12 protein-coding genes are annotated in these 14,945 nt (G+C 69.3%); 7 read left to right on the top strand and 5 right to left on the bottom strand.

Annotated elements, in window-relative coordinates; translation table 11 throughout:
- Positions 1 to 21 precede the first annotated feature (21 nt).
- A complete protein-coding gene (locus JOD27_RS28410; RefSeq protein WP_204765363.1) occupies positions 22 to 2,571 on the bottom strand; it encodes an AAA family ATPase in 2,550 nt (849 codons plus the stop codon).
- Between the two features lie 130 nt (positions 2,572 to 2,701).
- Between JOD27_RS28410 and JOD27_RS28405 the strand changes: the two genes are divergently transcribed.
- Positions 2,702 to 3,235: an RICIN domain-containing protein gene (locus JOD27_RS28405; RefSeq protein WP_204765362.1), complete on the top strand. Its 534-nt coding sequence runs from the start codon at positions 2,702 to 2,704 to the stop codon at positions 3,233 to 3,235.
- A gap of 190 nt (positions 3,236 to 3,425) precedes the next feature.
- On the opposite strand, the gene JOD27_RS28400 is transcribed toward JOD27_RS28405, so the two are convergent.
- The 4 genes from JOD27_RS28400 to JOD27_RS28385 form a co-directional block, all read right to left on the bottom strand.
- A complete protein-coding gene (locus JOD27_RS28400; RefSeq protein WP_204765361.1) occupies positions 3,426 to 4,898 on the bottom strand; it encodes a flotillin family protein in 1,473 nt (490 codons plus the stop codon).
- Between the two features lie 95 nt (positions 4,899 to 4,993).
- Entirely contained in the window at positions 4,994 to 5,197 is a 204-nt protein-coding gene (locus JOD27_RS28395; RefSeq protein WP_204765360.1) for an NfeD C-terminal domain-containing protein, read from the bottom strand.
- Positions 5,197 to 5,853, bottom strand: coding sequence for a potassium channel family protein (locus tag JOD27_RS28390; protein WP_204765359.1), 657 nt, complete (start codon positions 5,851 to 5,853; stop codon positions 5,197 to 5,199). The genes JOD27_RS28395 and JOD27_RS28390 overlap by 1 nt, the downstream gene beginning before the upstream one ends.
- Positions 5,853 to 6,515, bottom strand: a complete 663-nt coding sequence (locus JOD27_RS28385; protein WP_204765358.1) for a potassium channel family protein — start codon at positions 6,513 to 6,515, stop codon at positions 5,853 to 5,855. Before JOD27_RS28385 ends, JOD27_RS28390 begins: the two co-directional genes overlap by 1 nt.
- An 82-nt stretch (positions 6,516 to 6,597) precedes the next feature.
- Here JOD27_RS28385 and JOD27_RS28380 point away from each other — a divergent pair, with 82 nt between their 5' ends.
- The 6 genes from JOD27_RS28380 (at position 6,598) to JOD27_RS28355 (ending at position 14,595) form a co-directional block, all read left to right on the top strand.
- Complete coding sequence (locus JOD27_RS28380; RefSeq protein ID WP_204765357.1) at positions 6,598 to 8,583, top strand: APC family permease; 1,986 nt, start codon at positions 6,598 to 6,600, stop codon at positions 8,581 to 8,583.
- Positions 8,580 to 9,785, top strand: a complete 1,206-nt coding sequence (locus tag JOD27_RS28375) for a class I SAM-dependent RNA methyltransferase (protein ID WP_204765356.1) — start codon at positions 8,580 to 8,582, stop codon at positions 9,783 to 9,785. Before JOD27_RS28380 ends, JOD27_RS28375 begins: the two co-directional genes overlap by 4 nt.
- A 62-nt stretch (positions 9,786 to 9,847) precedes the next feature.
- Positions 9,848 to 11,752, top strand: a complete 1,905-nt coding sequence (gene dxs / locus JOD27_RS28370) for a 1-deoxy-D-xylulose-5-phosphate synthase (protein ID WP_204765355.1) — start codon at positions 9,848 to 9,850, stop codon at positions 11,750 to 11,752.
- Positions 11,753 to 11,980: 228 nt separating this feature from the next.
- Positions 11,981 to 12,625: an SPFH domain-containing protein gene (locus JOD27_RS28365; protein ID WP_204765354.1), complete on the top strand. Its 645-nt coding sequence runs from the start codon at positions 11,981 to 11,983 to the stop codon at positions 12,623 to 12,625.
- Between the two features lie 143 nt (positions 12,626 to 12,768).
- The gene (locus JOD27_RS28360) at positions 12,769 to 13,452 is read left to right on the top strand and encodes a response regulator transcription factor (RefSeq protein WP_204765353.1); all 684 of its coding nucleotides are present in this window, start codon (positions 12,769 to 12,771) and stop codon (positions 13,450 to 13,452) included.
- A gap of 15 nt (positions 13,453 to 13,467) precedes the next feature.
- Positions 13,468 to 14,595 carry a sensor histidine kinase gene (locus JOD27_RS28355; protein ID WP_204765352.1) on the top strand — a complete coding sequence of 376 codons (1,128 nt, stop codon included), beginning with the start codon at positions 13,468 to 13,470 and terminating at the stop codon, positions 14,593 to 14,595.
- Positions 14,596 to 14,945 lie beyond the last annotated feature (350 nt).

The raw sequence follows: 14,945 nt of genomic DNA, 5'->3' as shown, positions 1-14,945 counted from the left end.
ATGGGCACGAAAGTGTGGGCGCTAGCCCCGCCCGAACAGCGCGCGCAGCCCACCCCGCCCTGTCACACCCACTGCGGCGTAGGTCGTGTGCAGATGGTTGTCCACTGTCCGTTTGGCGATGGCGAGCCGTTCGGCGATCTCCACGTTCGTCAGTCCCGCCACGGCCAACCGCGCGATCTCCAGCTGACGCGGCGTCAACGCGGCGAGTGTGCTCGTCACGACCAGTCCGGGCGTGGTGGCGCCGTCGAACGACTCCGCGAGCGCGGAAGCCTGCCGCTCCAGCCGTTCCGCCTCCCGCGGCCGGTCGTGCAGCCGGGACAACCGGCTGGCCTCCGCGAGCGCCTCGGCCGCGTACAACGTGGCACCGCACGCAGTGAAGGCCGCTGCCACCTCCTCCAGCCCCGCCGGGTCACGCAACGCGCGCGCTTGCGCATGCGACGCGTACGCGGTCGTCAGCGGGTCCTTGCGCGACTTCGCGAGCTCCAGCAGCCGTGGCGAGGTGTCCGCCCCGAACCGTGCCGCGTCGTGCAGCGACACGATCTCCTCGGAGTTCGCGCCATGGGCCCGTGCGGCGGCGGCGTTGTCCAATGCGGCCTGCATCGCTTGATTCACGTTTCCCGCGCCCGCGAGCACCCACGAGCGCGCGACCCCGACGGCGAACCGCGCGATCCGCCACGCCGGCCGCAACCCCGCCTCGGCCCGCTGCAGCGCTCGTTCCGCCCGCTCGGACTGCCCGAGCAGCGCGGCACCGGCCGCGAACTCCGCCAGCAGCAGCACGTCCCACATCATCGGCAGCGCGGCGGAGTCCGGGATGCCCTCCGCCGTGATCCGCACGGCCGACGCGGCCTGCCCGCGCAACCGCGCGCTCTGGCTCAGCAGCACCCGCGGTGGCACCTGGGTGACCGACCAGCGGTCCTCCTCGATCACCTCGGCCAGCGCCTGCGCGGCCCGCTTCTCGGCGCCGGTCAGGTCACCGCAGCGCAGCATGCTCTCGTTGCGCACCCAGTTCGCCGCGTTCATCAGCGACGGGAACCGCCCGGCGGTCGCCATGACCGCCTCGTGGTTGGCCTCGATCCGCGTGATCGCCTCGGTGTAGCGGCCGGCGAACTGGTCCGCGAACGCCAGCAGCTGCCGTCCCGCCGTCGCCGCCCAGCCGCCCTCGGCGATCAGCAGCTCGCCACCGAGCCGAGCGATCCGCAGCGGCGCGGCCTCCAGCGCGAACGTCAGCGCGAAGAACAGGACCGCGTGCTCCAGCTCCGGCGGCAGCTCTCCCGCGGTGACCTCGTCCAGCACGGCGACGGCCGCGTCTTCGTCACCAAGGCCGAAGAACAGGTTGAACGAGCGCGTGCAGCCCACCTGGATCAACGTGAGCATGTCGCCGCCCGCAGCCATCGTCTCGGCGAGTACCTCCTCGGCCTGGGCGCACTGCCGCTGGTACATCAGCACGAGCCCGAGCACGAGCCCCACGCGCGATGTCGCCCCACGTGCCACGGCGGCCCGCGAGAGCCGTTCGGCGAGCTCCCAGTCCTGTGCGGACAGTGCTTGTTCGGCGGCCCGCGCCAGCATGTCCGGCGACTCGGCCGCGCCGCTGTCCAGCCGCCACGTCGCGACCCGCACCGCGTCGCCGGGCCGGTCGGCGCCCTCCGTCTCGAGGCGGTCGGCCAGGGCTCTTCGGTGGGCTCTGGATCTCAACGTCGGACACGTGGCCCGCAGGCGCGCGCTGTAGAGCGGATGCGCGACGCGCGCGCGTCCGTCGTCACCGACGCGCACGAACCCCAGGTCGACGAGATCCTGCGGGACGGGCATCAGCTCCGGCTCCAGCGGCTCCCCGTACGCGAGCAGCTCCAGCGTCCGCCGCTGCGGCTCGGCGAGTCGCCCGAGCGTCAGGTCGACGAGCTCGGCGAGCCGTCCGGACAGCTCCAGCGGCCCGCTCCAGTTCCAGCCGCCGTCGGTCTCGGTGAGCGCGCCGGAGTGCAGCCCGGCCGCGACGAGTTCCTTGAGGTACAACGGGTTGCCCTGGCTGTTCGCCCACACCAGGTGCCGGGTCGACGCGTCAGCGGGCCCGCCGAGCGCGGCGGTGAGCAACGCGTCCGCGCGCTCCTGGTCCAGCGCGTCGACGGTGACGACGGTCAGCCCTTCGAGGCTCCAGCCGGGACGCGCCGTGCACATGACCCGCATCAGCTTGTGGCGCACGACGTGCTGCAACACCAACAGCGACGTGTCATCGAGCAGATGGGCGTCGTCGATCGACAGGACCCGCCGTCCGCCCCGAGCGAGGTGCTCGGCGGCTGCCCGCACCGACGAGGCGGGCAGCAGACCGGGCCCCGGCGCTCCGGCGGGCAGGTCCGTGGGCACGTGCGACGCGATCGCGCCGAGCGGGATCCGGGACGTGGCGATCGTGGCGTAGCACCGCACCACCGGGTGAGGCACAGCGGCGAGCGCCTCCGCGGCCAGTCGCGTCTTGCCGACCCCGGGAGGACCGGACAGCAACACCGCGCCGTCCGCGGCCAGCGCCCGCAGCGCGGCCCTCAGCTCACTCTCGCGCCCGACCAGGGGCAACTGATCGCTCACAGCTGGTAAGTGGTCGCTTTCGTTGCGCAGATACCCACAAGTTGAGCATGTCCATGCTCATGACCACGACCTGTGGCCCCCCTCCGAGGATGTTCCTGTGCCGAAATCCGGCACAAAAAGGGGGTAAGTCATGCGCAAGAAAGCCGCGATCTGCGCCGCGCTGGTGCTGATCGCCGGGGGAATCGTCACGACCACCACCGCGTCGGCGGTGGCCGCCGTGGCGCGATTCCAGATCTCGTCCCGCTACAACAACCGATGCCTCACGGTGTCCGATTTCAACACGGCCAACGGCGCGGGCGTGCTCATGGTCGACTGCCAGGGCGCGGCCAGCCAGCTGTGGAGCTGGGAGCCCGAGCAGCCGCTGCACCTGCGCAACGCGCACAGCAACAAGTGCCTGACCGCCGCGTGGGGCAACGGCGACAACGGCGCCGCCCTGCACATGTGGGACTGCCAGCGGGACTGGGGCAGCCAGATGTTCTACCTCCCAGGGGCGAGCCCGGAGGAGGACGGCAGGGTGCGGACGATGCGGAACCCCAACCGGTGCGTCGAGATCTCCGGTGCCAACTGGTGGCAGGGCGCGAACGTGCAGCTGTGGGACTGCGCGTCCGGGGGCGGTACCAACCACCAGCGATGGAACGTCCCCACGCCCAACTCCGCAGCCTGATATCCGATATATCGCATCTCGGCCTTGACGCCCGATATCCGATATATCGGACGCGGATGATCGATATCCGATGTATCACATGTGATGTATTGGATGTCGGATACCGCTGACCAGCCAGTATCCGACATCCAACATGCGATATATCAGCGCCAGCGGACCTGCGGTGTGAGCTTCCTACTGGGTGAGCTTCCTACTGGGTGAGCTTCGCCGGAACGCCGTTGCCCAGGTTGTCCGCCTTGTCGATGCCGGAACCCGAACTGTCGGACCGCATCGCGTCCATCAGCTGCCGGGCCAGCCCGAGCCCGGTCCCGCCCATCGACAACGCCTTGGTCAACAGGTCCGACACCCCGTCGGCGCCGTTGAACACGACCATGTGGTCGACGTTCCCGAACGCCTTCGACGCCGCCTCCACGATCTCCGGCCACTTCTCCGCGAGCTGCTGCGCGACGACCGCGTCGGGGTTCTCGGCCAGCGCCGCCGACCGCGCTTTGATCGCCTCCGCCTCGGCGAGACCCTGCGCCTGGGTCGCGTCGGCCTCCGCGAGACCCTGCGCCCTGGTCGCGTCCGCGATCGCCAGGCCGCGCGCTTTCGCAGCGACCGCTTCGGCCTCACCGGTCGCGCGGGTCGCCTCGGCCTCCGCCGTCGCCGCGGTCTTCACCCGCGTCGCGTCGGCGGCGGCGCGCAGTTCGATCTCCTTCGCCTGCGCCTCGGCACGGGCGATCTGCGCGTCGCGTTCGGCGTCGGCCAGGGTCCGCGTCTCGTACGCACGGGCGTCGGCGGGTTTGCGGACCTGCGCCTGCAGCTTCTGCTCGGCCAGATCGGCCTCGAGCTCGACTGCCCGCGTCTCCTGCACGACGACCTGCTGCCGCGCGGTCGCCATGGCCAGCGGACCGGCCTGCTGCGACTCGGCCTTCACCCGGTCGATCTCCGCCTGGTAGGCCGCCGTCTTGATCTGCGAGTCGCGCCATGCCGCGGCCTTCTTGGCGTTGGCGACCTGCTCGGCTTCGGTGGCCTCCTGGTCGCGCTGCGCCTCGGCGATGCGCGCGGACGCCGCGATGGCGGCGGCGTGCGGCTTGCCGAGGTTCGTGATGTACCCGGTCGTGTCCTCGATCTCCTGGATCTGCAGGGAGTCCACGATCAGGCCGAGCTTGCTCATCTCGTCCGCGGACGACTGCCGCACCTGAGCCGTCAGGGCCTCGCGGTTGTGCAGCATGTCCTCGATCGTCAGGCTGCCCACGATCGACCGCAGGTGTCCGGCGAAGAGCGAGTGCGTCTTGTCGTCCATGCGGTCCTGCTGGTCGAGGAACCGCCGCGCGGAGTTCGCGATCGAGGCGTAGTCGTCGCCGACCTTGTAGATCACCACGCCGCGGACGTGCACCGGGATGCCCTGGCTCGTCACGCACGAGACCTGCAGGTCGGCCACCCGCGTGTCCAGCGACAGCCGGCGCGCGGTCTGGAAACCGGGCAGCACCAGCACGCCCTTGCCCGTGACGATCTTGAACGTCAGGCTGTCCGCGGCGTCGCGCAGTCCGCGGGCGCCCAGACCAGAGATGATCAACGCTTCGTTGGGCTCCGCGACCCGCCACAAAGCGCGCAGGAGCAAGAACATCATCAGTACCGCGACAATCGCGCCACCGATGCCGAATAAGAGAGTTTCGTCCATTTCGCCATCCCCCTAACACCAGGGAGACCTCACTCGGGGAGCCTCCCACGACAACAACGTCGCCGACCAGGCTTCCCGGCACACCAAGGAGAACTCTACAACGGACGCCACCGCTGGACGTAGACCGTCCGGGGTTCTTCGAAGTCCACGACGAGGATTTGCTGACCGATTTCGATCACACTTGCTTCGTCCGCGGGATAGGCGTAAAAGGCCTCCGCGCCACCCCGCACCGAAATCATCACCTCGCCCACGAGGCCAGGCCCGACCCTGCCGGTGACCCGGCCCCGTTTGCCGATCATCAGTACCCGAGGGCCTTCTTGATGTCCTGCTCGACGGCGGCGGTGGTGACGAACAACAGCTCGTCGCCGCCCTCGAACGTGTCGTCCGGCTGCGGCACGATGACCCGCCCGCCGCGCAGGATCGTCACCAGCGCGGCGTCGCGCGGCAGCGTCAGCTCCGACACGGCACGCCCGGCGAACGGCGTGGACTCGTCGAGGGTGATCTCCACGAGGTTCGCCTGCCCCTGCCGCAACGTGAGCAGCCGCACGACGTCGCCGATCGTCACCGACTCCTCGACCATCGCGGCGAGCAACCGCGGCGTCGACACGGCCACGTCGACACCCCACGACTCGGTGAAGAGCCATTCGTTCGTCGGGTCGTTCACGCGCGCGACGACACGACGGACCGCGAACTCCGTTTTCGCCAGCAGTGACACGACAAGGTTGACCTTGTCGTCACCGGTCGCGGCGATCACCACGTCGCACAGCTGCATGCCCGCGTCCTCCAAAGAGGACAGCTCGCACGCATCGGCCTGCACCCATTCGGCCTGCTCGACGGAGTTGGGGTCGAAGTGCGCCCGGTCCCGCTCGATCAGCATGACCTGGTGCCCGTCCGAGACGAGCTCCTGCGCGATGGACCTGCCCACCGCGCCCGCACCAGCGATCGCGATCCGCATCAGCTCTCCTCCGGTGCCTGCAGCGCCGCCGTCGCGACGTCGGTGACCGTGCCGGACAGCGCCGCCACGTAAATGGTGTCGTCCGCCTGCACGACGGTCTTCGCGTCCGGCAGCACACCCGTGCCGAACCGCATCAGGAACGCCACGCGGGCGCCGATGGCCCCTTCGAGCTCGAACACCGGGCGGCCGACCCAGGACTCGGCGACCCCGACCGGCATCACCGCCACGGTGCCGGACGGGTCGCGCCACGCGGTGGCCGTGCCCTCGGGCAGCAGCATCCGCAGGAACCTGTCGGTCGTCCACGGCACCGTCGCCACGGTCGGGATACCCAGCCGCTCGTACACGGCGGCCCGCTTGTGGTCGTAGATGCGGGCGACGACGTGCTCGACACCGAACGTCTCCCGCGCGACCCGCGCCGAGATGATGTTCGAGTTGTCGCCGCTGGAGACCGCCGCGAACGCGCCGGCGCGTTCCACGCCGGCCTCGATCAGGACGTGCCGGTCGAAACCGTTGCCGACGACCTGCTGGCCCTGGAAGTCGCTGCCGAGCCTGCGGAACGACTGCGGGTCCTTGTCGATCACGGCGACCTGGTGGTCGAGCCGCTCGAGGGCCCTGGCCAGGGAGGCTCCCACCCGGCCACATCCCATGATCACCACGTGCACGACATGCCTCCTCAGGCGAACTCTGAGCAGAACCTACCGAGCATTAGCCCGTCCCGGTGAGTGGACCCCTTACGCTCTGGCCGTGTCCAAGCTCGCCACCGCTGCCAAACGCCTCCTGGTCGGACGGCCGTTCCGCAGTGATCGCCTCGCTCACACCCTCCTGCCCAAACGAATAGCCCTTCCGGTGTTCGCCTCCGACGCCATGTCGTCGGTCGCGTACGCACCGGAGGAGATCTTCCTGATGTTGTCGGTGGCGGGCCTGAGCGCCTACGCCATCGCGCCGTGGGTCGGCGTCGCCGTCGTCGTGGTCATGCTCACCGTCGTCGCCAGCTACCGGCAGAACGTGCACGCCTACCCGTCGGGCGGCGGCGACTACGAGGTCGCGACGGTCAACCTCGGACGCAGAGCAGGGCTCACAGTGGCGAGCGCCCTGCTCGTGGACTACATCCTCACCGTCGCGGTGTCGATCTCGGCGGCGATGGCGAACATCGGTTCGGCCATCCCGTTCGTCGCGACGCACAAGGCCCTGTTCGCGGTGTCCGCGATCGTCATCCTCACGGCGATCAACCTGCGTGGCATCCGCGAGTCCGGCAGCGCGTTCGCGATCCCGACCTACGCGTTCATGATCGGCATCATGGCCCTGATCGCGTGGGGCCTGTTCCGCGCGTTCGTGCTCGGTGACGAGATGCGCGCGGAGAGTGCCGGGTTCGAGATCCACGCCGAGCAGGACCACCTGATGGGGCTCGCGTTCGTGTTCCTCGTGCTGCGCGCGTTCTCGTCGGGCTGCGCGGCGCTGACCGGTGTCGAGGCCATCAGCAACGGCGTGCCCGCGTTCCGCAAGCCCAAGTCCCGCAACGCCGCCACGACGCTGCTGATGATGGGCCTCATCGCGGTGATCATGCTGATGGGCCTGATCGTGCTGGCCCAGCTGACCGGCGTGCGGATGGCGGAGTTCCCGGCCGAGCAGCTCGCGGGCGCCCCCGCCGGTTACGAGCAGAAGACGATGGTGGCGCAGGTCGCGCACGCGGTGTTCGACAACTTCCCGCCCGGCTTCTTCTTCATCACGACCGTCACCGCGCTGATCCTGGTGCTCGCCGCGAACACCGCGTTCAACGGCTTCCCCGTCCTCGGCTCGATCCTCGCCCAGGACCGCTACCTGCCGCGCCAGCTGCACACCCGCGGCGACCGGCTGGCGTTCTCCAACGGCATCCTGTTCCTGGCCGGGTTCGCGGTCGTGCTGGTGATCGCGTTCGACGCCGAGGTCACCCGGCTGATCCAGCTCTACATCGTGGGCGTGTTCGTGTCGTTCACGCTGAGCCAGCTCGGCATGATCAGGCACTGGCAGCGGCTGCTCAAGACCGAGACCGACTCCCAGCTCCGCACCCGGATGCGCCGCTCACAGGCGATCAACACGTTCGGTCTGGTCATGACCGCGACCGTCCTGATCATCGTGCTCATCACGAAGTTCACCAAGGGCGCGTGGATCGCCATCGCCGCGATGGCCGCCATCTACGCGTTGATGACAGCGATCCGCAAGCACTACGACACCGTCGCCGAGGAGCTGCGCCAGCAGGAGCGGGTGCGCACGATGCCGGCACGCAACCACGCGATGGTGCTGGTGTCCAAACTGCACATGCCGACGCTGCGCGCGTTGTCCTACGCCAAAGCCACGCGGCCGGACGTGCTGGAGGCCGTCACGGTCAACGTCGACGACGGCGACACCCGCCAGCTCGTCGCGCAGTGGGAGAAGGAGAACTTCAAGATCCCGCTGAAGGTGATCGAGTCGCCCTACCGCGAGATCACCCGGCCGGTGCTCGACTACGTGAAGCGGGTGAAGTCGGACAACCCGCGCGACGTCGTCACGGTGTTCATCCCCGAGTACGTCGTCGGTCACTGGTGGGAGCAGCTGCTGCACAACCAGAGTGCGTTGCGGCTCAAGGGAAGGCTGCTGTTCCAGCCGGGTGTGATGGTGACGAGCGTGCCGTGGCAGCTCGCGTCGTCCACCAAGGTGCGCGACAAGGACGTCATCGCACCCGGTGCCGTCCGAAGGGGACTCGACGACCGATGAGTTTGGCCAAAGAAGACTGGACTGGGCGAGAGTTCGAGGTTGAGATCAGCCCCGTCGCGCACGGGGGCCATTTCGTTGCACGGCACGAGGGACGCGTTCTGTTCGTGCGGCACGCGTTGCCCGGTGAGCGGGTCATCGTGTCGGTCTACGAGGACAACGGCGGGTCGTTCTGCCGCGCGGACGCCGTGGAGATCCTGCGGCCGTCACCGGACCGCGTGGAGCCGCCGTGCCCGTTCAGCGGACCGGGGATGTGCGGTGGCTGCGACTTCCAGCACGTGTCGTGGGACGCGCAACGCCGGCTGAAGGCCCAGGTCGTCCGAGAGCAGCTCGCGCGCCTGGGCAAGATCGAACGGGACGTCGTCGTGGAGGCGTTGCCGGGCGGGCCGCTGGAGTGGCGGACCCGGATCCGGATGGCCGTCGACGGCGACGGGAGGCCGGGTTTCCGCGGCACCCGTTCCCACGATGTGATTCCGATCGACCACTGTGTGATCTCCCGGCCCGGCATGGTCGAGGCGGTGGCCAACCGGAAGTGGCGAAGCCCCGAGCTCACGATCACCCGGGACGGTGACGGCAACCTGCATGTGGGTGAGGTGCGCGGCCGACACACCGTGCGACGCGCCGGAACCGGTACGGCCGTCGAGACCGCCGCCCAACGAAAGTGGCGAATTTCGGCGGACGGCTTCTGGCAGGTCCACCCGGCGGCCGCGGACACGTTCGCGTCGGTCGTGGGGGAGTGGACAGCGGCCGGACCGGGCCAGCGCGCATGGGATCTCTACGGCGGCGCGGGGCTCTTCGCGTCGGTGCTGGCGCGGCAGGTCGGCGACACCGGGTCCGTGCTGGTCGTGGAGTCTTTCGCGGGTGCCGTGGAAGACGGTCGCCGCAACCTCCGGCGCATGCCGCAGATCGAGTGGGTCGTGGGCAAGGTGGAGCGTCTCGTGACGCGCGCACTGCCCGTTGAGGACCCTCACGTCGTGGTGCTCGACCCGCCGCGCAAAGGCGCGGGCAAGGTCGTTGTGGCTGAAGTCGCACGGCGCCGTCCCGAACGCGTCGTGTACGTGGCCTGCGACCCCGCCGCGCTGGCTCGTGACTTGGCTGAATTCACAGCTCAGGGCTACCGGCTCGAGGATCTGCGGGCGTTCGACGCGTTCCCGATGACGCACCACGTGGAGTGCATCGCCCTGCTCGTACCTGAGACGAGGTGACAAAGCGTCTCAGTCGAGTCTCCGTAGACTGAGCCGCAGTCTTCAGGAGTGAGGTGGGCGTGGTGACCCTGCTGGAGTCCGTGTATGGACCGGCTGATCTGAAACGGATGGACGAGGCGCAGCTGAAGCAGCTGTGCGAGGAGATCCGGCGTTTCCTGGTCGACAAGGTGTCCAAGACGGGCGGGCACCTGGGCCCGAACCTGGGTGTCGTCGAGCTGACCGTGGCGCTGCACCGCGTGTTCGACTCGCCGCAGGACCCGATCGTGTTCGACACGGGGCACCAGTCGTACGTGCACAAGATCGTCACGGGTCGCCGGGACGGCTTCGACCGGCTGCGCCAGCAGGGAGGCCTCTCCGGCTACCCGTCGCGGTCGGAGTCCGAGCACGACGTGCAGGAGAGCTCGCACGCCTCCACGGCACTGTCCTACGCCGACGGTCTGGCGAAGGCGAAGCAGATCACCGGCGCCCACGGCCACGTGGTCGCGGTCGTCGGTGACGGCGCGCTGACCGGCGGTATGTGCTGGGAGGCGTTGAACAACATCGCGGCGGACAAGACGCGTCCGGTCGTGATCGTGGTCAACGACAACGGCCGCTCGTACTCGCCGACCATCGGCGGTCTGGCCGACCACCTCTCGACGCTGCGCCTGCGTCCGGGCTACGAGCGCGTGCTGGAGAAGGGCAAGAGCGCGCTGCAGCACACGCCGTTCTTCGGCAAGCCGCTCTACGCCGCCCTGCACGCCGCCAAGCGCGGCATCAAGGACGCGCTGGCTCCGCAGGCGATGTTCGAGGACCTCGGCCTCAAGTACATCGGCCCGGTCGACGGCCACGACCTGACGACGCTGGAGTCCGCGCTGCAGCGCGCGAAGTCGTTCGGCGGCCCGGTGATCGTGCACGCGGTCACGCGCAAGGGCATGGGGTTCGCGCCGGCCGAGAACCACCAGGCGGACCAGATGCACGCCACGGGTGTCATCGACCCGATCACCGGCGAGGACGTCAAGCCGGCCGGCCGGACCTGGACGCACGTGTTCTCCGACTCCCTGGTGGAGATCGGCCGCGAGCGCTCCGACGTCGTGGCGATCACCGCCGCGATGCAGGGACCGACCGGCCTGGACGCGTTCGCCAAGGCGTTCCCCGAGCGCTTCTACGACGTCGGCATCGCCGAGCAGCACGCGCTGACCTCCGCCGCCGGTCTCGCCATCGGTGGCCTGCACCCGGTCGTCGCCATCTACGCGACGTTCCTGAACCGTGCGTTCGACCAGCTGCTGATGGACGTCGCACTGCACAAGCAGGGCGTCACGGTCGTGCTGGACCGCTCGGGCGTCACCGGCCCGGACGGCGCGTCGCACCACGGCATGTGGGACATGTCCATCTGCGGCGTCGTCCCCGGCATCCACGTCGCCGCGCCACGCGACGCCGGCACGCTCGCCGAGGAGCTGCGCGAGGCCGTGCAGATCTCCGACGCGCCAACGGTGATCCGCTACCCCAAGGCTTCCGTCGGTCCCGACCTGCCCGCGCTTGAGCGCGTGGGTTCCGTCGACGTGTTGCGGCGGTCCGGTTCGGACGTGCTGTTGGTGACCGTCGGCGCGTTGGGCGAACTCGGGCTCGAAGCCGCGCAACGCCTGGAGGACCAGGGCATCGGCGTGACGGTCGTCGACCCGCGGTGGATCTACCCGATGTCGGTGGACATCGTGGAGATGGCCGCGGCGCACAAGCTCGTCGTGACCGTTGAGGACGGTGGCCGCCACGGTGGCTTCGGTTCGTCCTTCGCGGCCGCGCTGCGCGACGCCGACGTCGACGTGCCGTTGCGCGACATCGCTCTGCCGCAGCAGTTCCACGACCACGGCTCGCGTGCCGAGGTGCTGGCGTTGGTCGGCATCACGGCGCAGGACGTCGCGCGACGCGTGACGGAGTGGGCCTCGCGGCTGGAGTGCCTGCCCGTCGATATTGACGAGCCCGCAGAGAAGTAGGTCGGCTACTCTCCACCTCGCGTCCGCTTCTGTGACCGGCAGGTTTCCCGGTCCGGTTTCACGATCGGAGCGGACGGCGGGTGCCTTTACAGAAGCATCAGGTTCGATCCCTGAAACCACGACCCCGGTCGCACACGGGGATGAAGAGCTTTGCGAGTCCCTTGTGGACTCCCGTTCTTCGTTCCGCCGGCCGGGGTCGTGGCCTGTCCGGACGGAGGTGTGGAGACGATGAAGCACACGTTGTTCCCGTGGGAGCGCGGCGTCCGGTTCGACCGCGGCGTGCTGGTGGGTGAGCTCGGGCCTGGAGAGCACCGGCTGCCCTGGCGGCGTTCGGTGCTGCAGCGCGTCGACATCCGTCCGCGCACGATGACCCCTGCGGCCCAGGATGTGCCGACCGCGGACGGCGTGCTGGTGCGTGTCACCGTCGTCGTCCGGTGGGCGGTGTCGTCGGCCACGAAGTTCGTGGTGGAGTCGGCTTCACCGGAGGACGAGCTCTACACGGCCGTGCAGCTGGCACTGCGCGGTGCGGTGCTCCCACGCGCACACACGGCCGTTGACGCTGAGCGTGAGGCCATCGCGGCCGAGGTGCTGGCTGCGGTTGCTCTCCGCGCCGAGGAGCTCGGTGTCGCGGTGTCCGACGTCGCTGTTCGCGATGTCGTGATGCCAGGTGAGCTGCGGCGGGCAGCGCTGGCCGAGCTGGTGGCGGCGTCCGAGGGACGTGCGGCGCTGGAGCGGGCGCGTGGGGAGACGGCCGCGTTGCGGTCGCTGCTCAACGCCGCACGCCTGGCGGAGGAGCACCCGGCGTTGCTGGAGCTCCGCGCACTGCAGGCCGCCTCGACGGTCGTGGTGGACCGGCCCGCGCGGAAGTCCTGATCACCGCATCCAGCGCAGCGCGGACCTGCTCGCACCGTTGCCCGAGGACGACCGGCAGATGCTCACCCATGTGCTCGTGCATCACCCACGGGCGTGAAGGTGCCGTTAAGCGCCCTCTCAGGTCGGTATGGCACCTTTGAGGCGTGCGGATTCTGGTAGTCGAGGACGAGGCGCCCCTGGCCGACGCGATCGCTCGCGGCCTGAGGCGTGAAGGTATGGCCGTGGACGTCGCCTACGACGGCGAGACCGGGCACGAGAAGTCGACCGTCACGCGGTACGACGTCGTGGTGCTCGACCGCGACCTGCCAGGGATGTCCGGCGACGAGCTGTGCAAGGAGATCCTCAGCTCGGGTGCGCTCACCAGGGTCATGATGCTGACGGCCAGCGGCACGATCGAGGACCGTGTCGCCGGGCTGTCGCTGGGCGCGGACGACTACCTCGCGAAGCCGTTCGCGTTCCCCGAGCTGGTCGCGCGCGTACGGGCGTTGGCCCGCCGTGCGACCCCGGCGACGCCGCCCGTGCTGTCGGCTCAGGACGTCGAACTGGACCCGGCGCGGCGCACGGTGTCGCGCGGTGGGCAGCCGATCGAGCTGACCCGCAAGGAGTTCGGCGTGCTCGAGGTCCTGCTCGCGGCCAAGGGATCCGTGGTGAGCAGCGAGGAGCTGCTGGAGCGGGTGTGGGACGAGAACGCGGACCCGTTCACCACGACCGTGCGGGTCACCGTCATGACGTTGCGCAAGAAGCTCGGGGAACCGGGCATCATCGACACCGTGGTGGGCTCCGGGTACCGGGTGCCGAGCGCGTCGATCGGACCCGCTGAAGTCTGATTCCTAAGGACACCTATGCGACGGCGCGGGCCGGGGCTCCGCCTCCGGATCACGCTCCTCACCACCGCGCTGGTCGCGGTGGTGAGCGCTGTGCTGCTGTTCCTCGGGTGGACGCTGGTCGGGCGGGTCTTCGACTCGTCGCCGTCGTTCCCCTCAGGCAGTCAGGTCACCGTGGACGGGGTCAACGTCGACGTGGCGGTGCTGACGGAGGCGTTGACGGCCGCTGCCCGTACGGACCTGTTGCGCGCGGGGCTGATCGCGTTCGCGTGCATGGTCGTGGCCGCTGCTGTCTTGTCGTGGACGTTCACCGGCCGCGTCCTGAAGCCGTTGCATGACGTCACGGGTGCCGCGCGCCGGTTGTCGGCGGAGTCGCTGGGGTCGCGGTTGCGGCTGGAAGGGCCGCGTGACGAGGTCGCCGAGCTCGCGGACACGTTCGACGCGATGCTCGACCGGCTCGAAGCGGCGTTCGACTCGCAACGCCGGTTCGTGGCGAACGCATCGCACGAACTGCGTACCCCTCTCTCGGTGGTGCGCACCGAGCTGGACGTGACTCTGTCCGACCCAGATGCCGACGTGGAAGAGCTGCGCCGTATGGCCGGTGTCGTGCGTGCGGCGGGGGAGCGTGCGGAGCAACTGGTGTCGGCGCTGCTGCTGCTCGCGCGCACGGATGGGGTCGGGCTAGCGGTGCGTGAGCCGGTCGATCTCTCCGCCGTCGTCGAGTCCGCGTGGAAGGCCGTGCGCGCGGAAGCCGAGGCGCGGAACCTGCGCACGGTGTTCCGGTGCGCGCCGGCGCTCGCGGTCGGGGATCCCGCACTGCTGGAGCGCATCGCGGGGAACCTGCTGGAGAACGCGGTCCGCCACAACCACGTGGGCGGGTGGATCGAGACCGTGGTGGAGACCGGGCCTCAGTGGTCCGTGCTGCGGGTGTCGTCGTCCGGTCAGCTCATCCCGCCGGACCGCGTCGAGGAGCTGTTCGAGCCGTTCCGCCGCGGTGTCAAGGACCGCACCAGCCAGTCCGGCACGGGTCTCGGTCTCTCGATCGTGCGGGCCGCGGTGGCGGCGCACGGCGGGTTTGCGCAGGCAGTGGCCGTGCCGACGGGTGGTTTGTCGGTGACCGTGCACCTGCCGGCCGCACCTCGTTGATCTCCGGCTGCAACTTGTCGACGTGGTCCCGGTCACACTGCGCGTCGATCACGGCTGGTTTGGGCCGTCCGCGTGGTGTCTGACCTGCGGTTACGCCGTCAATGACCCCCGATTTGGATCTCGGTGGACCGGCGTGTAAATTTCTCTCTGCCAGCGCGGAACGGGCCGGAAAACACCGGAACGGAGCGCGGCGAAAGACTTCTAAGCCTGACACAGCCCCGGAAGTTCCCTCCTCGCGGAGATGAGCTGCGGTGTGCGCGTGTTCTTTGAGAACTCAACAGCGTGCCGAAACACAGCCAGTAATATGAATACTCCTCGTCAGGGGTATTCCTTTGAGTAAGTTAGACCAG

Origin of the sequence: Lentzea nigeriaca (assembly GCF_016907955.1) — a bacterium.
In the GTDB taxonomy this organism is placed as follows: domain Bacteria; phylum Actinomycetota; class Actinomycetes; order Mycobacteriales; family Pseudonocardiaceae; genus Lentzea; species Lentzea nigeriaca.
This window is presented reverse-complemented; position numbering and strand designations above follow the sequence as displayed.